Annotated in this window: 29 protein-coding genes, 1 tRNA gene and 1 rRNA gene; 24 read left to right on the top strand and 7 right to left on the bottom strand. The window is 45.3% G+C overall.

Annotated elements, in window-relative coordinates; all coding sequences use genetic code 11:
- Window positions 1–82: 82 nt before the first annotated feature.
- The 19 genes from rrf (at window position 83) to rplQ (ending at window position 9,112) form a co-directional block, all read left to right on the top strand.
- Window positions 83–198 (top strand): 5S ribosomal RNA (gene rrf, locus ACRRS1_RS19810).
- Between the two features lie 41 nt (window positions 199–239).
- Window positions 240–315, top strand: a tRNA-Thr gene (locus tag ACRRS1_RS19805).
- A 323-nt stretch (window positions 316–638) separates the two neighbouring features.
- Entirely contained in the window at window positions 639–1,007 is a 369-nt protein-coding gene (gene rplN, locus ACRRS1_RS19800; protein WP_137673757.1) for a 50S ribosomal protein L14, read from the top strand.
- 10 nt (window positions 1,008–1,017) lie between these two features.
- Window positions 1,018–1,332: a 50S ribosomal protein L24 gene (gene rplX, locus ACRRS1_RS19795; protein WP_432455795.1), complete on the top strand. Its 315-nt coding sequence runs from the start codon at window positions 1,018–1,020 to the stop codon at window positions 1,330–1,332.
- Between the two features lie 12 nt (window positions 1,333–1,344).
- Window positions 1,345–1,884, top strand: coding sequence for a 50S ribosomal protein L5 (gene rplE, locus ACRRS1_RS19790; protein WP_432455796.1), 540 nt, complete (start codon window positions 1,345–1,347; stop codon window positions 1,882–1,884).
- A 13-nt stretch (window positions 1,885–1,897) separates the two neighbouring features.
- Window positions 1,898–2,203, top strand: a complete 306-nt coding sequence (gene rpsN / locus ACRRS1_RS19785) for a 30S ribosomal protein S14 (RefSeq protein WP_432455797.1) — start codon at window positions 1,898–1,900, stop codon at window positions 2,201–2,203.
- A gap of 26 nt (window positions 2,204–2,229) precedes the next feature.
- Window positions 2,230–2,622 carry a 30S ribosomal protein S8 gene (gene rpsH, locus ACRRS1_RS19780; RefSeq protein ID WP_137673761.1) on the top strand — a complete coding sequence of 131 codons (393 nt, stop codon included), beginning with the start codon at window positions 2,230–2,232 and terminating at the stop codon, window positions 2,620–2,622.
- Window positions 2,623–2,637: 15 nt separating this feature from the next.
- Window positions 2,638–3,165: a 50S ribosomal protein L6 gene (gene rplF, locus ACRRS1_RS19775; protein ID WP_432455798.1), complete on the top strand. Its 528-nt coding sequence runs from the start codon at window positions 2,638–2,640 to the stop codon at window positions 3,163–3,165.
- A 9-nt stretch (window positions 3,166–3,174) separates the two neighbouring features.
- Window positions 3,175–3,525: a 50S ribosomal protein L18 gene (gene rplR / locus ACRRS1_RS19770; RefSeq protein ID WP_432455799.1), complete on the top strand. Its 351-nt coding sequence runs from the start codon at window positions 3,175–3,177 to the stop codon at window positions 3,523–3,525.
- A gap of 10 nt (window positions 3,526–3,535) precedes the next feature.
- Window positions 3,536–4,039, top strand: coding sequence for a 30S ribosomal protein S5 (gene rpsE / locus ACRRS1_RS19765; RefSeq protein WP_432455800.1), 504 nt, complete (start codon window positions 3,536–3,538; stop codon window positions 4,037–4,039).
- 7 nt (window positions 4,040–4,046) lie between these two features.
- Entirely contained in the window at window positions 4,047–4,229 is a 183-nt protein-coding gene (gene rpmD, locus ACRRS1_RS19760; protein WP_248713125.1) for a 50S ribosomal protein L30, read from the top strand.
- 2 nt (window positions 4,230–4,231) lie between these two features.
- A complete protein-coding gene (rplO, locus tag ACRRS1_RS19755; RefSeq protein WP_248713124.1) occupies window positions 4,232–4,666 on the top strand; it encodes a 50S ribosomal protein L15 in 435 nt (144 codons plus the stop codon).
- A 9-nt stretch (window positions 4,667–4,675) separates the two neighbouring features.
- Window positions 4,676–6,001 (top strand): preprotein translocase subunit SecY, encoded by a 1,326-nt coding sequence (secY, locus tag ACRRS1_RS19750; RefSeq protein ID WP_432455801.1) that lies wholly within the window; start codon window positions 4,676–4,678, stop codon window positions 5,999–6,001.
- A gap of 40 nt (window positions 6,002–6,041) precedes the next feature.
- A complete protein-coding gene (gene rpmJ, locus ACRRS1_RS19745; RefSeq protein WP_000868186.1) occupies window positions 6,042–6,155 on the top strand; it encodes a 50S ribosomal protein L36 in 114 nt (37 codons plus the stop codon).
- 107 nt (window positions 6,156–6,262) lie between these two features.
- The gene (gene rpsM / locus ACRRS1_RS19740; protein ID WP_016402132.1) at window positions 6,263–6,619 is read left to right on the top strand and encodes a 30S ribosomal protein S13; all 357 of its coding nucleotides are present in this window, start codon (window positions 6,263–6,265) and stop codon (window positions 6,617–6,619) included.
- 13 nt (window positions 6,620–6,632) lie between these two features.
- Window positions 6,633–7,022: a 30S ribosomal protein S11 gene (gene rpsK / locus ACRRS1_RS19735; protein ID WP_016402131.1), complete on the top strand. Its 390-nt coding sequence runs from the start codon at window positions 6,633–6,635 to the stop codon at window positions 7,020–7,022.
- Window positions 7,023–7,048: 26 nt separating this feature from the next.
- Entirely contained in the window at window positions 7,049–7,669 is a 621-nt protein-coding gene (gene rpsD / locus ACRRS1_RS19730; protein WP_432455802.1) for a 30S ribosomal protein S4, read from the top strand.
- Window positions 7,670–7,692: 23 nt separating this feature from the next.
- Window positions 7,693–8,679: a DNA-directed RNA polymerase subunit alpha gene (locus ACRRS1_RS19725; RefSeq protein WP_432455803.1), complete on the top strand. Its 987-nt coding sequence runs from the start codon at window positions 7,693–7,695 to the stop codon at window positions 8,677–8,679.
- Window positions 8,680–8,719: 40 nt separating this feature from the next.
- On the top strand, window positions 8,720–9,112 hold the full coding sequence (gene rplQ / locus ACRRS1_RS19720; protein ID WP_221075767.1) for a 50S ribosomal protein L17: 393 nt from the start codon (window positions 8,720–8,722) through the stop codon (window positions 9,110–9,112).
- 425 nt (window positions 9,113–9,537) lie between these two features.
- On the opposite strand, the gene ACRRS1_RS19715 is transcribed toward rplQ, so the two are convergent.
- Window positions 9,538–10,800: an HD-GYP domain-containing protein gene (locus ACRRS1_RS19715; protein ID WP_432455804.1), complete on the bottom strand. Its 1,263-nt coding sequence runs from the start codon at window positions 10,798–10,800 to the stop codon at window positions 9,538–9,540.
- A 156-nt stretch (window positions 10,801–10,956) separates the two neighbouring features.
- Here ACRRS1_RS19715 and metA point away from each other — a divergent pair, with 156 nt between their 5' ends.
- The 3 genes from metA to mgtE all read left to right on the top strand — a co-directional run bounded on the left by metA (window position 10,957) and on the right by mgtE (window position 17,232).
- Window positions 10,957–11,898 (top strand): homoserine O-succinyltransferase MetA, encoded by a 942-nt coding sequence (metA, locus tag ACRRS1_RS19710; protein WP_432455805.1) that lies wholly within the window; start codon window positions 10,957–10,959, stop codon window positions 11,896–11,898.
- A 135-nt stretch (window positions 11,899–12,033) separates the two neighbouring features.
- Window positions 12,034–15,663, top strand: coding sequence for a methionine synthase (metH, locus tag ACRRS1_RS19705; protein WP_439036019.1), 3,630 nt, complete (start codon window positions 12,034–12,036; stop codon window positions 15,661–15,663).
- Between the two features lie 231 nt (window positions 15,664–15,894).
- A complete protein-coding gene (gene mgtE, locus ACRRS1_RS19700) occupies window positions 15,895–17,232 on the top strand; it encodes a magnesium transporter (protein WP_432455806.1) in 1,338 nt (445 codons plus the stop codon).
- 47 nt (window positions 17,233–17,279) lie between these two features.
- Here the strand turns inward: mgtE and ACRRS1_RS19695 are convergent, their stop codons facing one another.
- A complete protein-coding gene (locus tag ACRRS1_RS19695; protein ID WP_432460253.1) occupies window positions 17,280–17,627 on the bottom strand; it encodes a hypothetical protein in 348 nt (115 codons plus the stop codon).
- A 71-nt stretch (window positions 17,628–17,698) separates the two neighbouring features.
- On the bottom strand, window positions 17,699–19,618 hold the full coding sequence (locus tag ACRRS1_RS19690; protein ID WP_432460252.1) for an ABC transporter ATP-binding protein: 1,920 nt from the start codon (window positions 19,616–19,618) through the stop codon (window positions 17,699–17,701).
- 101 nt (window positions 19,619–19,719) lie between these two features.
- Here ACRRS1_RS19690 and ACRRS1_RS19685 point away from each other — a divergent pair, with 101 nt between their 5' ends.
- Window positions 19,720–19,920: a YheV family putative zinc ribbon protein gene (locus ACRRS1_RS19685; protein ID WP_432455809.1), complete on the top strand. Its 201-nt coding sequence runs from the start codon at window positions 19,720–19,722 to the stop codon at window positions 19,918–19,920.
- A 21-nt stretch (window positions 19,921–19,941) separates the two neighbouring features.
- On the opposite strand, the gene ACRRS1_RS19680 is transcribed toward ACRRS1_RS19685, so the two are convergent.
- The 3 genes from ACRRS1_RS19680 to ACRRS1_RS19670 are packed head-to-tail and all read right to left on the bottom strand — an operon-like array spanning window position 19,942 to window position 21,661.
- Window positions 19,942–20,436, bottom strand: a complete 495-nt coding sequence (locus tag ACRRS1_RS19680; RefSeq protein ID WP_432460250.1) for a GNAT family N-acetyltransferase — start codon at window positions 20,434–20,436, stop codon at window positions 19,942–19,944.
- A 21-nt stretch (window positions 20,437–20,457) separates the two neighbouring features.
- Window positions 20,458–20,679, bottom strand: coding sequence for a SlyX family protein (locus ACRRS1_RS19675; protein WP_432463879.1), 222 nt, complete (start codon window positions 20,677–20,679; stop codon window positions 20,458–20,460).
- Window positions 20,680–20,683: 4 nt separating this feature from the next.
- Window positions 20,684–21,661 carry a WD40 repeat domain-containing protein gene (locus tag ACRRS1_RS19670; protein WP_432455812.1) on the bottom strand — a complete coding sequence of 326 codons (978 nt, stop codon included), beginning with the start codon at window positions 21,659–21,661 and terminating at the stop codon, window positions 20,684–20,686.
- Window positions 21,662–21,802: 141 nt separating this feature from the next.
- On the opposite strand from ACRRS1_RS19670, the gene fkpA reads away from it, so the two are divergent.
- On the top strand, window positions 21,803–22,612 hold the full coding sequence (fkpA, locus tag ACRRS1_RS19665) for an FKBP-type peptidyl-prolyl cis-trans isomerase (protein WP_432455813.1): 810 nt from the start codon (window positions 21,803–21,805) through the stop codon (window positions 22,610–22,612).
- A gap of 100 nt (window positions 22,613–22,712) precedes the next feature.
- On the opposite strand, the gene rsd is transcribed toward fkpA, so the two are convergent.
- Entirely contained in the window at window positions 22,713–23,192 is a 480-nt protein-coding gene (gene rsd, locus ACRRS1_RS19660) for a sigma D regulator (RefSeq protein ID WP_432455814.1), read from the bottom strand.
- Window positions 23,193–23,266: the final 74 nt, after the last annotated feature.

The following is a 23,266-nucleotide window of genomic DNA, read 5'->3' as shown; positions in this document are numbered from 1 at the left end:
TACTTTATTTTAGAACCAAGAGTGCTTGTTATGCTCGTGGGATATATCAGTTTTTTCGAATGTTAAAGACAACAAGTTTTTGCCTGGTGGCAATAGCGTTGTGGAACCACCTGAACCCATGCCGAACTCAGAAGTGAAACGCAACTGCGCCGATGATAGTGTGGGGTCTCCCCATGTGAAAGTAGGTCACTGCCAGGCACCTATTTTAAAAACCCAGCTATGTGCTGGGTTTTTATTTCGCTGATATAGCTCAGTTGGTAGAGCGCACCCTTGGTAAGGGTGAGGTCGGCAGTTCGAATCTGCCTATCAGCACCATATTCAGAAAAGCCCGGCATTAAGCTGGGCTTTTTTGTTTCTATCGGTTTAATTATTAACCGAGTTTAGCCGTTAGATAAATGTTTCTTGACAGGATATCTAGCGATTCAAGTGAAATTACGCCCATGAAACACCTTTTTTAGGTGGGTTTTTTGTTAGTAACCTATTGTTTTATATCTGTTTATTTATATTTTTAAACAAATTTTAGACAATCCTACCAATTCAAAATCTAGGGTGTTATAATTTCGCGCCCTTTAATTAGGCAGCCAGAGATCTCAGCGCTAATTGTTGGGATCAGTTGTAACATATAGCGGAGCACTGAAATGATCCAAATGCAATCTACTATGGACGTGGCGGATAATTCCGGCGCGCGCCGTGTACAGTGTATTAAGGTCCTAGGTGGTTCGCACCGCCGCTATGCACGAATTGGCGACATCATTAAAGTTACTGTAAAGGAAGCAATTCCACGCGGTAAAGTTAAGAAAGGTGACGTAATGAATGCAGTGGTAGTGCGTACTAGAAAAGGCGTACGTCGTCCTGATGGTTCTGTAATTCGTTTTGACCGCAATGCTGCGGTTATTCTGAATGCAAACAATCAGCCTATTGGTACTCGTATCTTTGGTCCTGTGACACGTGAACTGCGCAACGAACAGTTCATGAAAATTGTGTCTCTAGCGCCAGAAGTACTTTAAGGAGTCCAAAATGGCTAATAAAATCCAAAAAGGCGATGAAGTAATAGTTATTGCAGGTAAAGACAAAGGCAAACGCGGTAGCGTAACCAAAGTTTTACCAACCGGTAAACTATTCGTTGAAGGCGTCAACTTAATCAAGAAACACCAAAAGCCAAACCCTCAGTTGGGTGTTGCAGGCGGTATTGTTGAGAAAGAAGCGGCCCTTGATGCATCAAACGTAGCGATTTTTAACCCAGCCTCAGGCAAGGGTGATCGCGTTGGTTTTCGATTTGAAGACGACAAAAAAGTTCGTGTATTCAAATCGTCTAATGAAATTGTAAAGTAACTGGAGTTAACGATGGCGAAACTGCATGACCTATATAAGGAAAGTGTGACGCCTGAACTCGTAAAGGAGTTCGGTTACAAATCCATCATGCAAGTCCCTCGGATTGAGAAAATCACCCTTAACATGGGTGTGGGTGAAGCGGTGAATGACAAGAAAGTACTAGAGCACGCGATTGCTGATCTAGCTGCTATCTCTGGTCAAAAACCACTTACTACCAAAGCTCGTAAATCTGTAGCAGGCTTTAAGATCCGTGATGGATACCCGATTGGTTGTAAAGTGACTCTACGCGGTGAGCGTATGTGGGAGTTTTTAGAGCGTTTGATTTCAATCGCAATTCCTCGTGTTCGAGATTTCCGTGGTTTGAATGCTAAGTCATTCGATGGCCGTGGTAATTACAGCATGGGTGTGCGTGAGCAAATCATCTTCCCTGAAATTGACTATGACAAAGTTGATAAGGTTCGTGGTATGGATATTACTATCACTACGACAGCCGAAACCAACGAGGAAGGCCGCGCTCTGCTGGCTGCCTTTAACTTCCCATTCCGTAAGTAAGGTAGAGTTAGTTATGGCTAAAAAATCAATGAAAGCTCGTGAAGCTAAGCGCACAGAAACTGTCGCTCGTTTCGCAGAAAAGCGCGCAGCGCTTAAAGCGATTATTAGCAGCGTGAACAGCTCAGATGAAGAGCGTTGGGACGCAGTTCTAAAATTGCAATCGTTACCTCGTGATTCAAGTCGGTCTCGTCAGCGTAACCGCTGTAACGTAACCGGTCGTCCTCATGGGTTCTTACGCAAATTCGGCTTAAGCCGTATTAAATTGCGTGAAGCTATGATGCGCGGTGAGGTTCCTGGTCTTAAGAAAGCCAGTTGGTAATCCACTTAATTACGGAGTAAACGATTATGAGCATGCAAGATCCTATTGCGGATATGTTGACTCGCGTTCGCAACGGTCAATCGGCAAATAAAGTATCTGTTGTTATGCCTTCATCTAAAGTAAAAGTGGCGATTGCTAACTTGTTACAAGAAGAAGGTTATATCACTGGCTACGCTGTGACTGGTGACGTGAAAAAGTCATTAGAAGTTACCCTCAAATATTTTGAAGGTAAAAAAGTTATTGAAAAGATTGAACGTGTAAGCCGTCCAGGTCTACGCATTTATAAAGGTGCTAAAGACCTACCTAAAGTTATGGGTGGCCTTGGTGTTGCAATCATTTCTACATCAAAAGGCGTGATGACTGACCGTGCGGCGCGTAAAGCCGGCATGGGTGGTGAAATCGTCTGTTACGTAGCTTAACCGGAGGTAGGTAATATGTCTCGCGTAGCCAAGGCTCCCGTTGCAATTCCTGCTGGCGTTGAAGTAACTCTCAACGGCCAAGAATTAACGGTTAAAGGTAGCAAAGGTACATTGACTCGCGTATTTAATGACGCGGTAGTTGTAACCAAAGAAGAGAGCGAACTTAAGTTTGCAGTTGTTGAAGGCGCTTCAACAGCTCAAGCTGGTACAGCTCGTGCTCTAAGCAACAACATGGTTGTTGGCGTTACAACTGGGTTTGAGAAAAAACTTACATTATTAGGTGTAGGTTACCGTGCTGCTGTTAAAAGCAACGTTGTAAACCTAACTTTAGGTTTTTCTCATCCTGTAGATTACACCTTACCAGAAGGTGTTACAGCAGAGTGTCCATCACAGACTGAAATCGTACTGAAAGGTGCTGATAAGCAAGTCGTTGGTCAGGTCGCAGCAGACATTCGTGCGTTCCGTCCACCAGAGCCTTATAAAGGTAAAGGTGTTCGTTACTCAGATGAAAATGTCCGCCGTAAAGAGGCTAAGAAGAAGTAGGTTAACACTATGGAAAAGAAAATTGCTCGTCTGCGTCGTGCAACACGCACTCGCAAAGCTATGCAAGAGTTGGGTAAAACCCGCCTGGTGATTCACCGTACTCCGCGCCATATTTACGCGCAGGTGATTGCACCTGATGCTAAGGTTCTTGCCACAGCATCTACAGTAGATAAAGCCGTTCGTGAAGGGCTTGAAAGTTTAGGTAATGTAGCTGCCGCTGCAGCAGTGGGCAAAGCAATTGCTGAGCGTGCTGTTGAGAAAGGCATTACAAGCGTAGCTTTCGACCGTTCTGGCTTTAAGTATCACGGCCGCGTTGCTGCGCTTGCAGAAGCTGCACGTGAAGCTGGTCTTCAGTTCTAAGGAGTGAGTCATGTCTAAATTTGAAGCACAGGCCGGTGGTGATCTGAACGAAAAGCTTATCGCCGTAAACCGTGTGTCAAAAGTAGTTAAAGGTGGTCGTATCTTCAGTTTCACTGCGTTAACCGTAGTGGGTGATGGTAACGGTCGCGTAGGGTTTGGTTATGGTAAAGCACGTGAAGTTCCAGCTGCGATTCAAAAAGCAATGGAAAAAGCGCGTCGTAACCTTACTAGTGTACAGCTGAGAGGCACTACACTGCAGCATCCTATTAAGGGTCGCCACTCTGGGTCGCGTGTTTACATGCAACCTGCATCAGAGGGTACTGGTATTATTGCCGGTGGTGCGATGCGTGCTGTTCTAGAAGTTGCTGGTGTGCAGAACGTATTGTCAAAAGCATACGGTTCTACTAACCCAATCAACATTGTTCGCGCTACTATCGACGCTCTTGAGAATATGCATTCTCCACAAGACGTTGCTGCGAAGCGTGGCCTAAGCGTCCAAGAAATTCTGGGGTAATAAAGCCATGTCGAACAAAATTAAAGTAACACAGACTAAAAGCAGTATTGGGCGTTTGCCTAAGCACCGCGCAACCTTAACTGGTTTAGGTCTTCGCCGTATTAATCATACTGTTGAACTTGAGGATACTCCTTGTATTCGCGGTATGATTAATAAAGTTTATTACATGGTTAAGGTTGAGGGGGAATAATCATGCGTTTGAATACTCTTTCTCCAGCGGCAGGCTCTAAGCCAGCTGCTAAACGTGTAGGACGTGGTATTGGTTCTGGTTTAGGTAAAACCGGTGGTCGTGGTCACAAAGGTCAGAAATCTCGTTCTGGCGGTAGTGTGCGTCCTGGTTTCGAAGGCGGTCAAATGCCATTGAAACAACGTTTGCCTAAATTTGGTTTTACTTCACGTAAATCAATGGTAACTGCAGAAGTTCGCACTAGTGAGCTAGCTAAAGTTACCGCTGACGTGGTAGATTTGGACGCTTTGAAGGCGGCTGGTCTTATTACTCGCAACATTAAGTTTGCAAAAGTAGTACTATCTGGCGAAGTAAAAGCACCAGTTACCTTACGTGGCCTGCGTGTAACTAAAGGCGCACTAGCAGCAATTGAAGCTGCTGGCGGTAAAATCGAGGAATAAGTACAAAACATGGCTAAGAATCCAGGAACAGCATCAGCAAGTGCACAAGGTGGCTTAAGCGAGCTTAAGAGTCGTTTACTATTCGTGCTCGGGGCCATTATTGTGTTCCGAACCGGCTCCTTTGTGCCGCTACCTGGGATTGATGCCGCTGTACTGGCCGCGTTGTTTGATCAGCAAAAGGGTACCATTCTGGAAATGTTTAACATGTTTTCAGGTGGTGCACTTTCACGTGCTTCTATTTTCGCGTTAGGAATCATGCCATATATTTCGGCATCGATTATTATCCAGTTATTGACTGTGGTTCACCCAACGCTTGCCGAACTTAAAAAGGAAGGCGAGTCGGGTCGACGTAAAATTAGTCAGTACACGCGTTATAGCACGCTGGTTTTAGCAACTTTCCAAGCTGTTGGTATTGCCACAGGCTTACCAAATATGATGGCGGGTCTGGTGATTCACCCAGGTCTACCATTCTATTTCACTGCGGTGGTTAGTTTGGTAACAGGAACAATGTTCCTGATGTGGTTAGGTGAGCAAATTACCGAACGTGGTATTGGCAACGGGATTTCGATTCTGATTTTTGCTGGTATTGTGGCAGGGTTGCCTGCAGCGATCGGTAAGACGGCTGAACAGGCGCGTCAAGGAGAGTTACACCTATTGTTACTCTTGTTAATCATTGCTCTAGTGTTCGCTGTGACCTTCTTGGTGGTGTTTATCGAACGTGGACAACGTCGTATCGTTGTTAACTACGCTAAACGTCAACAGGGTCGCAAGGTGTTTGCTGCGCAAAGTACACATTTACCACTTAAGGTAAACATGGCCGGGGTTATCCCAGCAATTTTTGCTTCAAGTATTATTCTGTTCCCTGGAACTATCGCTCAGTGGTTTGGTCAAAACGAAAGCTTGTCGTTTTTGTCTGAGATATCACTGACGCTACAACCCGGGCAACCGTTATATGTGTTCTTGTATGCATCAGCCATTATCTTCTTTTGTTTCTTCTATACTGCGTTGGTATTTAACCCTCGTGAGACAGCAGACAACTTGAAGAAGAGTGGCGCGTTTATTCCGGGTATTCGCCCTGGTGAACAAACATCGCGATACATAGACAAGGTGATGACTCGTTTAACCCTAGCTGGTGCTTTGTACATCACGTTTGTATGTTTAATTCCTGAGTTTATGATGCTTGGACTTAATGTTCAGTTTTACTTCGGTGGTACTTCGTTACTTATCGTTGTAGTGGTCATCATGGACTTTATGGCTCAGGTCCAGACCCATTTGATGTCTCATCAATATGGTTCGGTTCTGAAAAAAGCTAATCTTAAAGGTTACGGCCGTTAGGCTCCCTTGGGATTGGACTTTAACTTTTACGGAGATAGCAATGAAAGTACGTGCATCCGTTAAGAAAATCTGCCGTAACTGTAAAGTTATCAAGCGCAACGGTGTTGTGCGGGTAATTTGCAGTGAGCCAAAGCATAAACAGCGCCAAGGCTAGTTAGTAGATTTCAAGACAATATTATTTGCAATGTGGTCATCTGTTGAGTATCCTTACGGGCTTTTCACAGATGGCCTTCGTTTACACGAAAAAATAGGAGTGTGCCAATGGCCCGTATAGCCGGCATTAACATTCCTGATCAGAAGCATGCAGTTATCGCTTTAACTGCAATCTTCGGCATCGGCTTAACCCGTTCACAAAAAATTTGTGCGGCAGCTGGTATTGCTGAAGATGTTAAGATCAGAGAACTTGACGAAACACAGATCGACAAACTTCGTGACGAAGTGGCTAAATTCACCGTTGAAGGTGATCTACGCCGTGAAGTTTCCATGAACATTAAGCGCCTGATGGACCTCGGTTGTTACCGCGGACTCCGTCATCGTCGCAGTTTGCCCCTTCGCGGTCAGCGCACTAAAACTAATGCGCGTACCCGTAAAGGTCCTCGCAAACCTATTAAGAAATAAGGGGTGAGTGAAAATGGCTAAAACTCCGACTCGCGCTCGTAAACGCGTAAAAAAACAAGTTGCTGATGGCATGGCTCATATCCACGCCTCTTTCAACAATACTATCGTGACTATCACTGATCGTCAGGGCAACGCGCTTTCTTGGGCTACCGCAGGTGGTTCAGGTTTCCGTGGTTCTCGTAAGTCTACTCCGTTTGCTGCACAGGTTGCTGCTGAACGTGCTGCGGAAGCAGCTAAAGACTACGGCCTTAAGAACGTAGAAGTGTTTGTAAACGGCCCAGGTCCTGGTCGAGAGTCTTCAATCCGCGCATTACATGCTGCTGGTTTCCGCGTGACTAACATCACCGACGTGACTCCGATTCCACACAATGGTTGTCGTCCACCGAAGAAACGCCGCGTGTAGTTTCTGGATAGATTGGAGAAAGAAAAATGGCAAGATATTTAGGTCCAAAGCTTAAACTTAGCCGTCGTGAAGGTACCGATCTTTTTTTGAAAAGTGGTGTCCGTGCGATCGACACAAAGTGTAAGCTGGATACAGCACCTGGACAACATGGTGCTCGTAAAGCGCGTCTTTCAGACTACGGTTTACAGCTTCGTGAGAAGCAAAAAGTTCGTCGTTTATACGGCATTCTTGAGAAACAATTCCGCAATTACTATAAAGCCGCTGCTCGCTTAAAAGGCAACACCGGTGAAAACTTGCTGCAATTGTTGGAAAGTCGTTTAGACAACGTTGTTTATCGTTTAGGTTTTGGTGCAACTCGCGCTGAAGCTCGTCAACTAGTTAGCCATAAAGCTATCCTAGTTAATGGTAAAGTGGTTAATATTCCTTCTTACAAGGTATTAGCTGAAGACGTTGTTAGTGTTCGTGAAAAATCTAAGAAGCAAGCGCGTATTGTTGCTTCATTAGAAATCGCCGGACAACGTGAAGCGGCAACGTGGGTAGAAGTAGACGCAACTAAGATGGAAGGTGTTTTCAAACGCTTACCTGAGCGCGCTGACCTGTCTGCGGAAATTAACGAACAGCTGATCGTCGAACTTTACTCTAAGTAAAGTTGAATTATAGAGAGGACACAATGCAGGGTTCTGTAACAGAGTTTCTAAAACCAAGGCTAGTTGAGATCGAACAAGTTAGCCCAACTCGTGCAAAGGTTACGCTTGAGCCATTAGAGCGTGGCTTTGGCCACACTTTAGGTAATGCTCTTCGTCGTATTCTTTTATCTTCTATGCCTGGTTGTGCGGTAACGGAAGTGGAAATCGATGGCGTGCTGCATGAGTACAGCAGTAAGGAAGGCATTCAAGAAGACATCTTGGAGATCTTGCTAAACCTCAAAGGTATTGCTGTGAAGTTAGAAGGTAAAGACGAAGTTACCCTTAGTCTTACCAAGTCTGGAGCAGGTCCTGTGGTTGCAGGCGACATTCAGCATGATGCTGATGTCGAAATCACTAATCCTGAGCACGTTATTTGTCACTTGAGCAGCAACGCTGAAATCAGCATGCGAATCAAGGTAGAACGTGGTCGCGGTTACGTACCAGCTTCAGTTCGGGTTCATTCTGAAGATGAAGAGCGTCCTATCGGTCGTTTGCTTGTTGACGCGGCTTACAGCCCAGTTGAGCGTATTGCTTATACTGTGGAAGCTGCTCGTGTTGAACAACGTACTGATTTGGACAAATTGGTTATCGATATGGAAACCAATGGTACTCTTGATCCAGAAGAAGCCATCCGCCGCAGCGCAACAATTCTTGCTGAGCAGTTGGATGCCTTCGTTGACTTACGTGATGTAAGTGAACCAGAAGAAAAAGAAGAGAAGCCAGAGTTTGATCCAATCCTGCTTCGTCCTGTCGATGATCTAGAGTTGACAGTTCGCTCTGCTAACTGTTTGAAGGCAGAAGCGATTCATTACATTGGTGACTTGGTACAGCGTACCGAGGTTGAGCTACTTAAAACGCCTAACTTAGGCAAAAAGTCGCTTACAGAAATCAAAGATGTTCTAGCATCACGTGGTCTTTCTCTAGGTATGCGCCTAGAAAATTGGCCGCCAGCTAGTATCGCTGATAAGTAAAGTCACTAGTTTTAACGTCTTATTATAGAAGGATAAGGTCATGCGCCATCGTCAGAGTGGTCGTCAATTGAACCGAAATAGTAGCCATCGTCAGGCTATGTTCCGGAATATGGCCAGTTCATTGGTTCGCCATGAGGTTATCAAGACAACATTGCCTAAAGCCAAAGAGCTTCGTCGTGTTGTTGAGCCATTGATTACATTGGCTAAGAATGACAGTGTTGCCAACCGTCGTTTAGCTTTTGCTCGTACTCGTGATGCAGAAGTGGTTGGTAAGTTATTTGCTGAAATTGGTCCACGATTCAAAGAACGTGCAGGCGGTTATACTCGCATTTTAAAATGTGGTTTCCGTGCTGGCGACAATGCCCCTATGGCATACATTGAATTGCTAGACCGTCCAGAAGTTGAAGAAGTTGCTGAAGAAGCAGCTGAGTAAACTCGGACAACGCTTTAAAAGCCGGACTTAGGTCCGGCTTTTTTTTGCCTTAAATATGGCTGACACTCGAGCGAGTCACTCTGCCGATTGACAGTTTTTTAGCCTCTGTCTGCTATTGATTTTAAACGGCCGACATTCATCACAAATCTATTTCATACTAATTGATTACTTATATATTCAACTTATTGCGCTGAATAGCTCTGTCAATAACCAGACATAAAGTGCAGTTGTTCGTGACTCTAATTACAAGATAGATAACCCTATTCGCACTGATTTTGGCCAGCAACAATCAACAGATAATGGATTGGGCTGGTATCAGTCGTAAGCTGACAAATGTTAGCTTAGTTACAGACTCCAAAGGGACTTAGCAAAGCCATGTGTATATTTGCTGCGTCGTCTTCATCGCTTATCTCATGGTGTCTGCTCTATAGGTGCTTGTTGTTGTCAAAAAAGTAGGAGATCCGAGCACGTGGATTTAAGTATTCAAATATTTCTTCGGGTAATGCGCTAGGTTTTACCGCTTTTTCGATGGTGAGGCCCGCAGCTTCCAAGTCGATAATGGGGGCTTCGGTACGAGGAATATTGGCATCATATACTTGCACCGTTGGATACAATAAACGTTCTGAATTGACTGACATGACTAGACCAAACTGCCCAGAGCTTAATTGCACAACACTGCCTGGTGGATAGATCCCTAATAAACGGATCAACACCCCTAAATCAGCGTTGTTAAGTTGTTGTTTACGTTGCTTATACATATAAGCAATAACCGTAAATGGAATACGTGACAGTCGCGGATCTCGGGGATGACAGAGGCTGTCGTAATCATTGACGACCGCGATTAATTGGGCGAGACGATCGATTTCATCGCCCTTTAATTTCTGTGGGTAACCGCTGCCATCGAGATATTCGTGATGCTGGAAGGCAATTGTTTTTACTTGCGGAGGAAGGGTCGAAGATAGTTTTAAAAAATCGGCACCGTACTTGGTATGCAGTTTTAATAAATTTGCTTCTTGAGGGGTCAGTTTCCCGGGTTTACGTAGAATTTTATCAGGGATCTTCATTTTCCCGACATCATGAAATAAGCCTGCTATACCCAGAACTTTGATGTCTCGCTCAGAAAAACCCGCAGCTTTAGCTAGCATCATCGATAAAATGGAAACGTTGAGGCTATGATAATAGAAGCTATCAGCATCTTTGCTGTCATTCATTAAATGTAAGACGACGTTCTCACCAGAGAGTAGATCTTCCGCTAGATTGTCAATAAGCGCGGTGGCATCGTTCACCGCATTGAGCGGTCTATTTTTTAATTTTCCCATCACCGCTCGAACTTGAGCCATAGAACGGTCGAACTCGTTCTCCACCTTCATTAAATTTCGACGATAGTTTTTCAGCTCCTCGATACGAGAACGCTTTTCCTGCCAAAGTGCTTCCTGAGCTTTATTTGATGCGTCCTTGTTATCATTATTTCCCTGCTCTTTACTCTGGTCGACAGGTAAGGGGGCGTTATCGCTTTTTTCAGGAACTACGATGACATGTTTTAATCCCAGATTTCGAATCACTTCGATCTGGTCTTGGCTTTTTATTTTGAAACTAGTGAACATGAAAGGGTGTTCTCCCCATTTTACGGGAAGTTTAACGAAAACACCTGTTTGTAAACGTTCTACACTTAGTTTTATTTCGGCCATTTGCCTTTACAACTCAAAAAATACTTATTGCATTATGAATAAATATCAACACAAAAGCAGCTGATTTTAACAAGTTCTAGACTTATAGATAGATCCAATTACAATAGGCCTCTAGATGTCTAGACATTCAAACTTGTAGTTAAAGTGGAGTAAATCATGCCAATATGCATTCCGGACCAGTTGCCCGCCGCGGAGGTGTTGCGCAATGAAAATATTTTTGTGATGCCAGAGAGTCGCGCAGCGCATCAAGATATACGTCCTTTGGAGGTGCTCCTACTTAATTTGATGCCGAAGAAAATTGAGACTGAAAATCAGTTGCTACGTTTGTTATCGAACTCGCCGTTGCAAGTGAATGTAAGGTTATTGCGTATTGACCATCGCGTCTCTAAGAATACTCCGCAGGAGCACATCGATAGGTTTTATCGAGATTTTGATAAGTTAAGAGAACGTAATTTCGATGGCTTGATTATTACTGGGGCCCCTTTGGGCCAAGTTCCCTTTGAGGAGGTATATTACTGGGACCAAATCAAGGAGATTATCGATTGGTCTACCACCCACGTTACCTCGACTCTGTTTTTATGCTGGGCTGCACAAGCTGCCTTATATCATTTGTATGGTTTGGAAAAGCAAACTCGTGAAGACAAGTTATCGGGCGTTTATTGGCATCAGACCAAGCACAAACACAATCCTTTGGTTCGTGGTTTTGACGATGCTTTTCTCGCCCCGCTATCGCGTTTTGCTCATTTTGATTCAAATAGGATCACCGAAGATACAGATTTGCAGGTGTTAGGCGATAGTGAGCTGGCGGGAAGTTATCTATTTGCCAGTGAGGATTTTCGTCAAGTATTTATTACGGGTCATCCAGAGTATGCCGCAGATACTTTACATAATGAGTATTTGAGAGATTTGCAAGAAGGGCTCGCGCCGATGTTACCAGAAAATTATTACCCTAATGATGATTGCCAAGCCACGCCTTGTGCGACTTGGCGTAGTCATGGGCATCTTTTATATAACAACTGGTTGAATTACTGTGTTTATCAAATCACCCCTTACAATTTGGCTGAACTGCAGCCTAAATCCGATAATATCTTGAAATAATTTCATATAACTTTAAGCCAGCAAAGCCCCGATAGGCAGTGTGCTACACTGCCTTTTTTTAAATCTCTGCAATACCAATAGGATGTTCCCGTGTCAGTAAGGCTTGAACTAGAAAAACAATTATTGCAACGAATCATGATTATTGATGGTGGTATGGGCACCATGATCCAGTCTTATAAGTTGCAAGAGGCTGACTATCGTGGGGAGCGTTTTGCTGATTGGCATACCGATGTAAAAGGCAACAACGACATGTTGGTGCTGACCCAAGCGAAGATTATTGCAGATATTCATCGTGAGTATTTGTTAGCGGGCGCCGATATTCTCGAAACCAATACCTTTAATGCCACCACTATCGCCATGGCTGATTATGATATGCAGGATTATTCTGCTGAAATCAATCGCGAAGCCGCACGTTTAGCTAGGCAGGTGGCCGATGAGGTGACGGCCCTTCAGCCTGAGCGCCCACGTTTTGTAGCTGGGGTATTAGGGCCAACTAACCGTACTTGTTCTATCTCTCCTGATGTGAATGATCCCGGCTTTCGTAATGTCACTTTTAATGAGTTAGTCGAAGCCTATAAGGAATCGACTATCGCGTTAATTGAAGGGGGTTGTGACCTAATTCTTATCGAGACGATCTTTGATACCTTAAATGCCAAAGCTGCGGTATTCGCGGTTAAAACCGTCTTTGATGAATTGTCTATCGAACTGCCGATTATGATCTCTGGCACCATTACTGACGCCTCTGGTCGAACCTTGAGCGGTCAAACCACAGAAGCATTTTATAATGCCTTACGCCACGCAGAACCGATTAGTATGGGACTTAACTGTGCATTGGGGCCTGATGAGCTGCGTCAGTATGTGGAAGAGCTTAGCCGGGTGAGTGAAAGCTATGTATCGGCTCATCCGAATGCCGGCCTGCCGAATGCTTTTGGTGAATACGATCTTGAAGCGACCGAAATGGCGGAACACATTGGTGAATGGGCTCGTGCCGGTTTCCTAAACCTTGTCGGTGGATGTTGTGGGACCACGCCGGAGCATATTAAGGCGATGGCTGAGGCTGTTGAAGGGGTTGCGCCGCGTCAACGACCTGAAATTGAAGTGGCCTGCCGTTTGTCTGGTTTGGAACCGCTCACGATCACGCCTGAAACACTATTTGTGAACGTTGGTGAACGGAATAACGTGACCGGTTCGGCGATGTTTAAACGGTTAATCGTCGAGGAAAATTACGATAAAGCGATTGAAATAGCACTGACCCAAGTGGAAAACGGCGCGCAAATCATTGATGTCAACATGGATGAGGGGATGTTGGATTCAAAAGCTGCGATGGTGCGCTTTTTGAATATGATCGCCGGTGAGCCTGATATCGCTAAGGTACCGGTGATGATCGACTCGTCTAAGTGGGAGATTCTTGAAGCGGGTCTGCAGTGTGTCCAGGGCAAACCCGTCGTGAACTCCATTTCCATGAAAGAAGGCGTGGAGCCCTTTATTCGTCAGGCTAAAATTTTACGTCGCTACGGTGCTGCGGTGATTGTTATGGCCTTTGATGAAGAGGGCCAGGCAGATACCCGTGAGCGTAAGTTTGAGATCTGTAGCAAGTCCTACGATATTTTGGTGAATCAGGTGGGTTTTCCACCGGAAGATATCATTTTTGACCCCAATATTTTTGCGGTTGCGACCGGTATTGATGAGCATAATAACTATGCCGTTGATTTTATCGAAGCGGTCAAAGATATTAAACAAAATCTACCCCACGCGATGATCTCAGGTGGAGTGTCTAACGTTAGTTTCTCCTTCCGCGGGAATAATCCAGTTCGAGAAGCGATTCATGCGGTGTTTTTGTATTATGCCATTAAAAATGGCATGGACATGGGGATTGTTAATGCAGGTCAACTGGCCATTTACGAAGACATTCCTAAGGAACTAAAAGATAAAGTCGAGGCAGTTGTTCTTAATACGCATAACAATGCGACTGAAGAACTACTCGAAATTGCCGAGAAGTATCGTGGTGACGGGAGTCAGCAAGAGAATAGTCAAGACCAAGAATGGCGGAGTTGGCCGGTTAACAAACGTCTTGAGCACGCCTTGGTGAAGGGGATCACAGAATTCATCGAAGATGATACCGAATTAGCCCGTCAAGCTGCAGAGCGCCCTTTACATGTGATTGAAGGGCCCTTGATGGATGGCATGAATGTGGTCGGCGATCTGTTTGGTGAAGGGAAAATGTTTTTACCGCAGGTGGTTAAATCGGCGCGAGTGATGAAACGAGCGGTGGCTTATCTGCAACCCTTTATTGAAGCGGAGAAAGGTGAGGGGAAGCGCTCTAACGGTAAAATTGTGATGGCCACCGTAAAAGGTGATGTGCATGATATTGGTAAAAATATTGTTGGAGTAGTGCTGCAGTGTAATAATTTTGAGGTTATTGATCTCGGGGTGATGGTGCCTTGCGATAAGATCTTAAAAGTCGCTAAAGAAGAAAATGTGGATATGATCGGTCTATCAGGGCTGATCACTCCGTCGCTAGATGAAATGGTGCATGTCGCTAAAGAAATGCAACGTACAGGCATGGATATCCCTTTACTGATTGGTGGTGCAACAACCTCCAAGGCGCATACAGCGGTGAAGATCGAGCAAAACTACCAACATCCGGTGGTCTATGTTTCCAACGCCTCACGAGCGGTTGGGGTATGTGCAAGTTTATTATCTGATGAACAGCGGCCGGATTTTGTTAAAAAGTTAGCCAAAGATTATGAGATTGTTCGAGAGCAACATGCGCGCAAACGTCCGCGTACCCCACCTGTCAGCCTTGAAGTCGCCCGCGCCAATAAGTTGCAGCTTGATTGGGAAAATTATACGCCGCCAGTGCCGAAGCAATTGGGGATCCAGCATTTCGAAGACGTCGCTATCTCAGAGATTGAACCTTACATTGATTGGACGCCATTCTTCATGACCTGGTCTTTGGCCGGAAAATATCCACGTATTCTAGAAGATAAAGTAGTTGGCGAAGAGGCCAAACGCTTATTTGCCGATGCCAAAGCAATGTTAGAGCGATTTAAACAAAAACGTGAGGTTAAAGTTTCTGGTGTATTTGGTTTGTTCCCAGCCAATAGTGTGGGTGATGATATAGAAATTTACCGTGATGAATCTCGCTCTGAGTTATTGGGGCTAAGCTGCCAACTTCGCCAGCAAACCGAGAAGGCGAAAGCGGCTAACTATTGTTTGGCTGATTTCATCGCACCTAAATCTAGCGGTAAAGCCGATTATTTTGGTGGTTTTGCGGTCACTGGTGGATTTGGTGAAGATGAATTGGCGGAGGCTTATAAAGCAGAAGGCGATGATTACAACGCGATCATGGTGAAGGCGATAGCTGATCGTTTGGCGGAGGGATTTGCTGAATACTTGCATGCTCAGGTACGTAAAAGGTTTTGGGGCTATGCGGCCGATGAAAGGCTCGCTTATGAAGAGCTAATCCGTGAAAACTATCAAGGGATCCGCCCTGCGCCGGGTTACCCTGCTTGTCCGGAACATACTGAAAAAGGCTTGATTTGGGAGCTGTTAGAGGTTGAGCAACGGATTGGGATGCAGTTAACGGATAGCTATGCGATGTGGCCTGGAGCCGCTGTGTCTGGCTGGTATTTCTCTCACCCTGATAGTCGCTATTTTGCAGTGGCTTCGATCCAACGCGATCAGGTAGAGGATTATGCGCAACGTAAAAATATGAGTTTAGAGCAAGCCGAGCGTTGGCTGGCGCCTAACTTGGGTTACTAGCGTTTAGTCATTTGTTTTCCTGCCGCTTATTTCGCCTGATAAGCGGCATAAATTCCTTGTATTAAAAGCATAACCCTCCTACAATTTGCGCCGATTTTGTCATCGAGATTTGTTTATGACCCCTGACCCCGACAGTCGACATTTAAATTCTTTTTCCTATTTTCTATCACCGTTTTTAATCGCGTAGTCGGTCATTTTTCGCCGAGCTCTATGCGATAGCTGGAGCAGTTAATGGCACATCTTCACCAAAAATTAGAGCTTGCCTTAGTTAGTCTTGATAAATCAAGTTTGCGTGCAACTTTAGACGATTACCACCTTGCCGATATTGGTAAAGCACTCGCTGAATTTGACCCTAAAGAAGCGCTTCCGTTAATTTCGATGTTCTCTTTGGCAGATCGAGCCAAAGTTTTTTCTTATCTTCCTCCTTATTTGCAAGCTGAAGTTGCAGGCTTGATGAAACGACATAAATTAGCGGCTTTGTTTTCCCGAATGGATGCTGATGAACGAGCTGATTTGTACAATGATCTAGATGAAGAACAACAGGCGATGGTGCTTCCTGGTTTAGCGCAGGCTGAACGTGAAGATCTACGTCAACTCGCCAGTTATGCGGAGGGAACGGTTGGTGCGATTATGACTTCTGACTACGCTACGCTGAAGGAGCATTGGTTAGTGAGCCGAGCGCTCAAGCAGTTGCGTTTAGAAGCGCCCGATAAGGAAACCATTTATCAAACCTACGTGATTAATGCGCAACGTCGCTTGTTGGGGACGATCTCCTTACGTGAATTGATTCTAGCCTCGCCAGATAAGCAGGTAAGTGAGTTGATGCGTACCGAAGTGGTTGCAATGGCGGTCGAGGATAGTCAAGAGCACGCCAGTCAGCAGATCCGTCATTATGATTTGCTGGCATTACCAGTGGTAGATGAGCAGCACAAACTGGTGGGTATTGTCACCTATGACGATGCCATGGATGCGGCTGTGGAAGAAGCCACCGAGGATGCGCAAAAGAGTGCTTCAGTGGGGAAGCTGGATCAAACCGTCGACCGAGTGAGCATCTGGGAACTGTACCGTAAGCGAGTGCTGTGGTTAGTATTATTAGTATTTGGTGCGATGTTTTCCGGCGCAGGAATTGCGCATTTCGAAGACATCATTGCCAGCCATGTGGCCTTAGTATTCTTTTTACCTTTATTAATCGGTAGCGGCGGTAACGCCGGTTCTCAAGCCGCAGCCTTAATGGTGCGAGCCTTAGCTACTGGTGAAGTCGATAAAAGTGACTGGGCGAAGTTATTTAGTCGCGAATTACTGGTTGGCTTGGCGCTTGGTATGACGATGGCGATTGCTGTCTATGGGGTGGGTATATATCGTGGCGGCCCAGAAGTGGCGTTGATAGTATCGATGTCGATGGTGGTTATCGTATTGGTCGGATCTTTGGTCGGTCTTAGTTTGCCGTTTTTATTAAACAAAATGAAGCTAGACCCTGCCACCGCTTCTGGGCCATTGGTTGCCACTATTGCCGATGTCTCTGGGGTATTAGTGTACTTTAGCTTAGCCAGTGTTCTGTTGCATTGGTAGCAAAAGAAAATCTGGCGGGTCACGATGACCTGCCAAAGAGAAGCCGTTTAGTTTTTATCTTTACTGGTTTGCGGTTGAGGTCGAATCAGGCTCACCCCTTCTTTTATAATTAATAAGCCAATACTGACTAGTTTTAAGCAAACATATAAAAATACGATGAGCACAATCACCTTAATAAATGTTTGAAATATTTCGAAAAACTCTTCACTCACTTGACTGTTAATCGCATTTGTATCGGCCATTAACCAGCTAAAGAAATGCTGCATAAAGGGGGCATCTTGCGGTAGGGTGATGAGGTTGACGGCCTGCGGTAGTACGTAAGCAATTACCCCAATACCGACAATGATCAGCAATAAACCAATCAATAAACTGGGGCGATCTTGCGTGGCATTCATAGACATCCTTGATTTATTATTAATAGTATTGTTGTTAACCTTACCTGAGTGGTGTAATCGGTCAAGTAAAGTTATTCCTCGGCACTGATCCCAAAGGCTTGTTGTTGCTGTTCCAACTGTTCTTGTAGATCAAACCATTGCAGCTCCGTTTCTTCTAATTCAATTTTTAGTGTTGCCTGTTGTTGTAAGCACTGTTGCAGTTGTTGTTTGTTGTCGGCGGTGTACAGTTCAGGATCGGCCATCCGTTGCTCTATTTCAGTTAGGGCTTGCTGGGCTTTATGACTGCGTTTTTCAAGCACTTCCAACTGTTTGCGAATACCGCGGGTTTGCTGGCGAAACTCAGCCTCTTTACGTTTTTGTTCTTTGCGTTGAGCAATCGAATTCGTCCCAGCGGTGCCGGTACTACTGGTGTTCTCTGCGCGGTTGGCTTGGCTTAGCCATTGCTGATAATCGTTTAAATCGCCAGCAAAAGGAGAAACTCGTTGGCTATCGACTAAGTAAAATTCATCGGTTGTGGCTCGTAGTAGTGCCCGATCGTGAGAGACGATGATCATTGCCCCATTGAATTCTTGTAAGGCGAGGGTGAGCGCATAACGCATCTCTAAATCGAGGTGGTTGGTGGGCTCATCGAGTAGTAACAAATTTGGCTTTTGCCATACGACTAAAGCGAGAACCAAGCGGGCTTTTTCGCCGCCGCTAAAGGGAGCTACAGGCTCTAGGGCTTGGTCGCCTTGAAACCCAAAACTACCTAAATATTTACGCAGATCGGCTTCGGTGGTGGTGGGCGCGAGTCGTTGTAGATGCTGCATTGGGGTATCGTTGGGGCGCAATGTTTCTAATTGGTGTTGGGCGAAATAACCCACTTTAGCTGCTTTGTTAATTTCAACATCGCCAGCTAAAGCTTTAAGCTCACCGGATAACAACTTGATAAAGGTGGATTTACCAGCACCGTTGCGCCCCAGTAGGCCGATCCGGCTGCCCGGTACTAAATTGAATTCGACTTGTTCAAGAATGGTTTTGTCGGCATAACCGGCACTTACTTTTTCCATCGTTAACAAGGGTAAAGGTAGGCTGTCGGGCTCTCTAAAGCGAAAACTAAACTGTGAATCCACATGCGCTTGGCTAATCAGTTCCATTTTTTCTAAGGCTTTTAGTCGGCTCTGTGCTTGTTTGGCTTTACTGGCTTTGTAACGGAATCGGTCCACAAAACTTTGCATGTGGGCGCGCTCACGTTGTTGCTTTTCAAACATTGCCTGCTGTTGAGCCAAGTGTGTTGCTCGCATTTGTTCGAAATCAGAATAACTGCCGGTATATTCATTTAGCTGGCGATTTTCAATGTGCACAATTCGGTTAATGATGTTGTCTAGAAAGTCACGGTCATGCGAGATTAAGATGAGGGTGCCGGGGTAGCGCTTTAACCACTGTTCTAACCAGACAACGGTATCTAGATCAAGGTGGTTAGTTGGTTCATCGAGTAGTAATAAGTCTGAGCGTACCAATAAAGCTTGAGCCAAATTGAGTCGCATTCGCCATCCACCGGAGAAATCGCTGACACTCTGCTGTTGTCCTGCTTCGCTAAATCCTAAGCCGGCCAATAATTCGGCCGCTCTGGCGCGGATTTGATAACCACCAATAGTATCTAATTTATTGTGTAGGGTCGCGATGAGTTCACCATTCCCGGCAGATTCGGCATCGGCAATTTGTTGCTCCACTTTGCGGAACTCAAAATCACCATCAATTACGTAATCGATGGCTTTGCGGTTTAGCGCAGGGGTTTCTTGCGCAACGCTGGCAATTTGCCATTTGCTGGGGACACTCAATTCTCCAGCATCGACATGCAGTTGCTGCTTTAGCAAAGCAAATAAAGACGATTTACCGCAACCATTTTGGCCGACTAAACCTACTTTTTGTCCGGGATGGATGGTGAGATTGGTTTCCTCTAAAAGAAATTTGCTACCGCGTTGAAGGCTAATACTGTTGGCTACGATCATGGTTGTTGCTATGCGCTACTAAAAATGTGCAATAATGCCGCTATGATACCTGATGCAGCTTATGGCGCATAGCGACAGCGCAGAACAAAGTAGAGTGAATTATGGCAAAACATCGTTTTATCGCGGGTGCGGTATGTCCCGAGTGCGGAGAACTCGATTCCTTAAAACTGATCATCGTGGAGCAGCAAGGGCTCACGTTAGAGTCGGTGGAATGTGTTAGTTGTGGCTATCATGCCGAGCGTCCAGAAGGGCAAGCGAGTGAGTCGACAGATGCTGAGCTAATTGGTTTGTTTAAGCCCTAAGCATCCTAGTGGCAAACCGATTTATAATTGTTTACCCAAAATTGTGAGGTTATAGGTTTGCTGGTCCATCCTCGCGACGCTGGGTAGCTGGCCCCAAAGTTGGTAAGCGAGTTTATCGAATAAAGCCAGGCTTGGTGTGTTATGGCTAAAAATGAAAGCCAGTAAAATTTCAATCTCCAATGTTTTGGCGATCGGTTCGGCGGCTTGTAATATGGCTTTTCCTAAGCCTTTACCGCGATGCTGCTCGGCTAAATAAAGGCTAATTTCGGCGCTGTGTTGATAGGCGGGGCGGCCATAGAAATCACTAAAACTTAACCAGGCAATGGTTTCACCATGCTGTTCTATTACATACAAAGGACGTTGAGGTTTTTGGTGTTGCTTAAACCAGTCTAAGCGCGAAGCTACCGTTTGTGGTTTGGTATCGGCGGTGACTTGGCGCGATTCAATGATCGAATTGTAGATATCAACAATACAGGGAAGGTCACTTTCTAGCGCTAAACGAAATTGAAAAGACATGCTCAAATCCAAACCTAGGGCTTAGTAATGAGGCGGCGGAGTTTCTTGTTCTAGCGGTGCCACCGCCGAGCCATTGTCGGTCTCGAAGAGTTTGCCGCGGATCAGCTTAAATTGGTGCTGTAGGGTATCCAACTGTTGTTGTTGACTTTGCAACGCAAGATTGAGCTGTTCAATGGTGTCTTCCTGAAAGGCCAATTTTGTTTCGAGACGCTCAATCATGCTAAATAGTTCTTGCTGATCCATAGTGCTAATTCTTTATATCCCAAATTTCAACGAAACCACTAGAGCTTGCGCTCACCAGCTGGCTATTATCAAGCATCGCCGCGCTATACACAACAGCGCTTTTCGGTCGGGTTTTTTGTTTCGCAGTGACCAACCATTGCTGCAGGGCTTGGCCGCTGGCTACATGCCAGAGGCTCAGTTTTCGGGCCGCAGAACCTGTGATAAGCCATTCGCCTTGTTTGGCAAAACGAACATAGGAAAATAGGCTTTGTCGGGCGGTGAGTTTCAGTTGGCTGACTCGCTCACCGCTGGGAAGTGCCCATATTCGGGCAAGTTTGCCATTGTCTGCGGTGAAGGCATATTTTCCATCGGGTTCTAGAGCGACCATCGATACGCGCCCCTGTTGAGGAAAGCGCAGTAATACCTGCGCCGTTTGGGTATCCCAAAACAAGGCTTGATAATCGTTACCACCAGTCAAGGCGTAGCGGCCGTTAGCCGATAAGGCAACTGAGTTGATTTTTTCGCTATGCCCTAGAAACTCTAACCGTCGGCCAGTGACTAGATCAAGGTGAATCACTTTACCATCACCAAGGCCGATCAGGACCTGCTTGCCGTTGCTGGATAGGGCAATATCTCTGATACTAGATTCACTGATCTTCCAATAGCCCTGAGCCTGGCCAGTGGCGATGTCCCAAATCACAAAATCATCGCGACTGGCACTAATCGCATAGCGATTACCATCGGCGATTTTGACTAAGAATACTTGATTATTCTCTTGGTTTTGATGGTTCCACTGAAACAATTGGCGTTGTTGTTTAATATTCCAAAGAGTCAAACCATGGTGTATTGAAGACACTAGGCTCAGTTGCCCATCCGCTGAAATATCGGCGGCATAGGCTCCATCCAGCGCTTGTTGCCAACTCGCCGAAGGCGGAGCCTCTTCGCTACAAGCCGCTGTCAGGATAGAAAAGCTGAAAATCACAAACCACTTAAGTAATGTCATTTTTTGTTTTTTACGGAACTGTCGCTAGGTTGTGTTGACTAATAGGGTTAGTATAAGAGTTTTGTAGGCTAAGTGTTTAATAATTCATAGTGATCTTGTTCGCTAAGCCGCAGATTAATGCGATTCTATTGGAGAAATTGAATGAAAAAGTATTTTGCCGTGTCGGTTTTGGCCGCCTCTATTTTTGCTGTTACTGGTTGTCAAGACGAAAAAGCTGAAGCGCCCGCGGTAGAGCAAGTTTCCCTCGAGAAAACTGACGCGGGCACGGTAGCTAAAGCTGCCTTTGAAAGTGCCGAGCAGCGACAAGCCTACGCGATCGGTGCATCAGTATCACGCTATATTGCGAGTACTTTAGAGCAGCAGAAAGAGCTAGGCCTTGAGTTAGATAACGCTTTAGTGCTCAAAGGAATGCAAGATGGTTTAGGCGGTGAAGTTTTGATGTCTGAAGAAGACATTCAAACTACTTTAAAAGAATTAGACGAAAAACTAGCCGGTTTAGTCGAGAAGAAGACGGCAGCAGACGCTGCTGTGGCAAAAGCTGAGAGTGATAAGTTTTTAGCTGACAATGCCGCGCGTGAAGGCGTGACTGTGACCGAGTCTGGTTTGCAATATGAAGTTTTGACCGCCGCTGAAGGTGATAAACCGAGCGCAGAAGATACGGTGACTGTGCATTACAAAGGGACGCTAACCGATGGCACAACTTTCGATAGCTCTTATGATCGTGGCGAGCCAGCAACCTTCCCATTAAACCGAGTGATTCCTGGTTGGACCGAGGGCGTTCAATTGATGTCTAAGGGCGCGAAATACAAGTTCTTTATCCCTTCAGACTTAGGTTATGGTGAAAATGGTGCAGGCAGTATCCCGCCAAATTCTACTTTAATATTTGAAGTTGAGTTGCTTGATATTGAAAAAGCTGATGCTCCTGCTGCGAAAGAGCAACCAGCAAGTTAAGTTTAATTAAGCATTGAGCAATACTAAAAATGCAGTGCCTAGCACTGCATTTTTGTTTTTAGAGTTAAAACTTGTCGTATTTAAATCGTGAGCAACTTGATTATTTGGCCGCAGCACTTTGCTGACTATGCTGATATAAATGGTCCAGTAATTGGTCTTCAATGGCAAAACGCTCTTCCATTTCCTGCCCAAGTTCTGATAAATCTCTATCAAAGCTGGCAAACTCTAAGTCTTCATTGACCTCGGCATACTGATCATTAAAACGGAGCGCGGTTTCGGTGGTTGCGCTGATCTGTGGCAGTAATTTTTCAGCGGGTTGGCTATCGCCTTCACCAGCACATCCACTCACAATTTGCTCATAAACTTCGAAGTGGCCCGTGGAAACATAATCAACGAGTTGTTCGCAAAAATGACTAATTGTTTCGGGACTCGGCAGTGAACGCTCCTTACTTTCATAGGGAGGTAGCCCCGCGAGATTACAATAAGTGATAAGTAATTGCTTTCTGGCGAGTAACCAAGCATCAATGACTTGACTCGCACCGCCCCATTTGGCTTGGGCTTGTTCTAGTTTTCTTAGCATTGGCATGGCTCCTGAAACTATTAACGTTAGCTCTATAACTAAAGAAAATCGAAGCTTTCGTCAACTGATATTTA

It is taken from the genome of Agarivorans sp. Z349TD_8, assembly GCF_050870825.2.
Lineage (GTDB): Bacteria > Pseudomonadota > Gammaproteobacteria > Enterobacterales > Celerinatantimonadaceae > Agarivorans.
Note: the sequence above shows the minus strand (reverse complement) of the source record. Positions and strands in the feature narration are given on the sequence as shown.

What these genes read in the sequence shown, in the direction of transcription:
- ACRRS1_RS19670 (WP_432455812.1), bottom strand. Translation starts at nt 21,661, where the DNA reads ATGACATTACTTAAGTGGTTTGTGATTTTCAGCTTTTCTATCCTGACA.
- rplQ (WP_221075767.1), top strand. Translation starts at nt 8,720, where the DNA reads ATGCGCCATCGTCAGAGTGGTCGTCAATTGAACCGAAATAGTAGCCAT.
- rpsD (WP_432455802.1), top strand. Translation starts at nt 7,049, where the DNA reads ATGGCAAGATATTTAGGTCCAAAGCTTAAACTTAGCCGTCGTGAAGGT.
- secY (WP_432455801.1), top strand. Translation starts at nt 4,676, where the DNA reads ATGGCTAAGAATCCAGGAACAGCATCAGCAAGTGCACAAGGTGGCTTA.
- ACRRS1_RS19685 (WP_432455809.1), top strand. Translation starts at nt 19,720, where the DNA reads ATGGCAAAACATCGTTTTATCGCGGGTGCGGTATGTCCCGAGTGCGGA.
- metA (WP_432455805.1), top strand. Translation starts at nt 10,957, where the DNA reads ATGCCAATATGCATTCCGGACCAGTTGCCCGCCGCGGAGGTGTTGCGC.
- rsd (WP_432455814.1), bottom strand. Translation starts at nt 23,192, where the DNA reads ATGCTAAGAAAACTAGAACAAGCCCAAGCCAAATGGGGCGGTGCGAGT.
- rpsK (WP_016402131.1), top strand. Translation starts at nt 6,633, where the DNA reads ATGGCTAAAACTCCGACTCGCGCTCGTAAACGCGTAAAAAAACAAGTT.
- rplE (WP_432455796.1), top strand. Translation starts at nt 1,345, where the DNA reads ATGGCGAAACTGCATGACCTATATAAGGAAAGTGTGACGCCTGAACTC.
- rplN (WP_137673757.1), top strand. Translation starts at nt 639, where the DNA reads ATGATCCAAATGCAATCTACTATGGACGTGGCGGATAATTCCGGCGCG.
- rpsM (WP_016402132.1), top strand. Translation starts at nt 6,263, where the DNA reads ATGGCCCGTATAGCCGGCATTAACATTCCTGATCAGAAGCATGCAGTT.
- rplF (WP_432455798.1), top strand. Translation starts at nt 2,638, where the DNA reads ATGTCTCGCGTAGCCAAGGCTCCCGTTGCAATTCCTGCTGGCGTTGAA.
- rpsN (WP_432455797.1), top strand. Translation starts at nt 1,898, where the DNA reads ATGGCTAAAAAATCAATGAAAGCTCGTGAAGCTAAGCGCACAGAAACT.
- metH (WP_439036019.1), top strand. Translation starts at nt 12,034, where the DNA reads ATGATTATTGATGGTGGTATGGGCACCATGATCCAGTCTTATAAGTTG.
- rplO (WP_248713124.1), top strand. Translation starts at nt 4,232, where the DNA reads ATGCGTTTGAATACTCTTTCTCCAGCGGCAGGCTCTAAGCCAGCTGCT.
- ACRRS1_RS19695 (WP_432460253.1), bottom strand. Translation starts at nt 17,627, where the DNA reads ATGAATGCCACGCAAGATCGCCCCAGTTTATTGATTGGTTTATTGCTG.
- rpsE (WP_432455800.1), top strand. Translation starts at nt 3,536, where the DNA reads ATGTCTAAATTTGAAGCACAGGCCGGTGGTGATCTGAACGAAAAGCTT.
- ACRRS1_RS19715 (WP_432455804.1), bottom strand. Translation starts at nt 10,800, where the DNA reads ATGGCCGAAATAAAACTAAGTGTAGAACGTTTACAAACAGGTGTTTTC.
- rpsH (WP_137673761.1), top strand. Translation starts at nt 2,230, where the DNA reads ATGAGCATGCAAGATCCTATTGCGGATATGTTGACTCGCGTTCGCAAC.
- rpmD (WP_248713125.1), top strand. Translation starts at nt 4,047, where the DNA reads ATGTCGAACAAAATTAAAGTAACACAGACTAAAAGCAGTATTGGGCGT.
- ACRRS1_RS19690 (WP_432460252.1), bottom strand. Translation starts at nt 19,618, where the DNA reads ATGATCGTAGCCAACAGTATTAGCCTTCAACGCGGTAGCAAATTTCTT.
- ACRRS1_RS19725 (WP_432455803.1), top strand. Translation starts at nt 7,693, where the DNA reads ATGCAGGGTTCTGTAACAGAGTTTCTAAAACCAAGGCTAGTTGAGATC.
- mgtE (WP_432455806.1), top strand. Translation starts at nt 15,895, where the DNA reads ATGGCACATCTTCACCAAAAATTAGAGCTTGCCTTAGTTAGTCTTGAT.
- rplR (WP_432455799.1), top strand. Translation starts at nt 3,175, where the DNA reads ATGGAAAAGAAAATTGCTCGTCTGCGTCGTGCAACACGCACTCGCAAA.
- rpmJ (WP_000868186.1), top strand. Translation starts at nt 6,042, where the DNA reads ATGAAAGTACGTGCATCCGTTAAGAAAATCTGCCGTAACTGTAAAGTT.
- rplX (WP_432455795.1), top strand. Translation starts at nt 1,018, where the DNA reads ATGGCTAATAAAATCCAAAAAGGCGATGAAGTAATAGTTATTGCAGGT.
- ACRRS1_RS19675 (WP_432463879.1), bottom strand. Translation starts at nt 20,679, where the DNA reads ATGGATCAGCAAGAACTATTTAGCATGATTGAGCGTCTCGAAACAAAA.
- ACRRS1_RS19680 (WP_432460250.1), bottom strand. Translation starts at nt 20,436, where the DNA reads ATGTCTTTTCAATTTCGTTTAGCGCTAGAAAGTGACCTTCCCTGTATT.
- fkpA (WP_432455813.1), top strand. Translation starts at nt 21,803, where the DNA reads ATGAAAAAGTATTTTGCCGTGTCGGTTTTGGCCGCCTCTATTTTTGCT.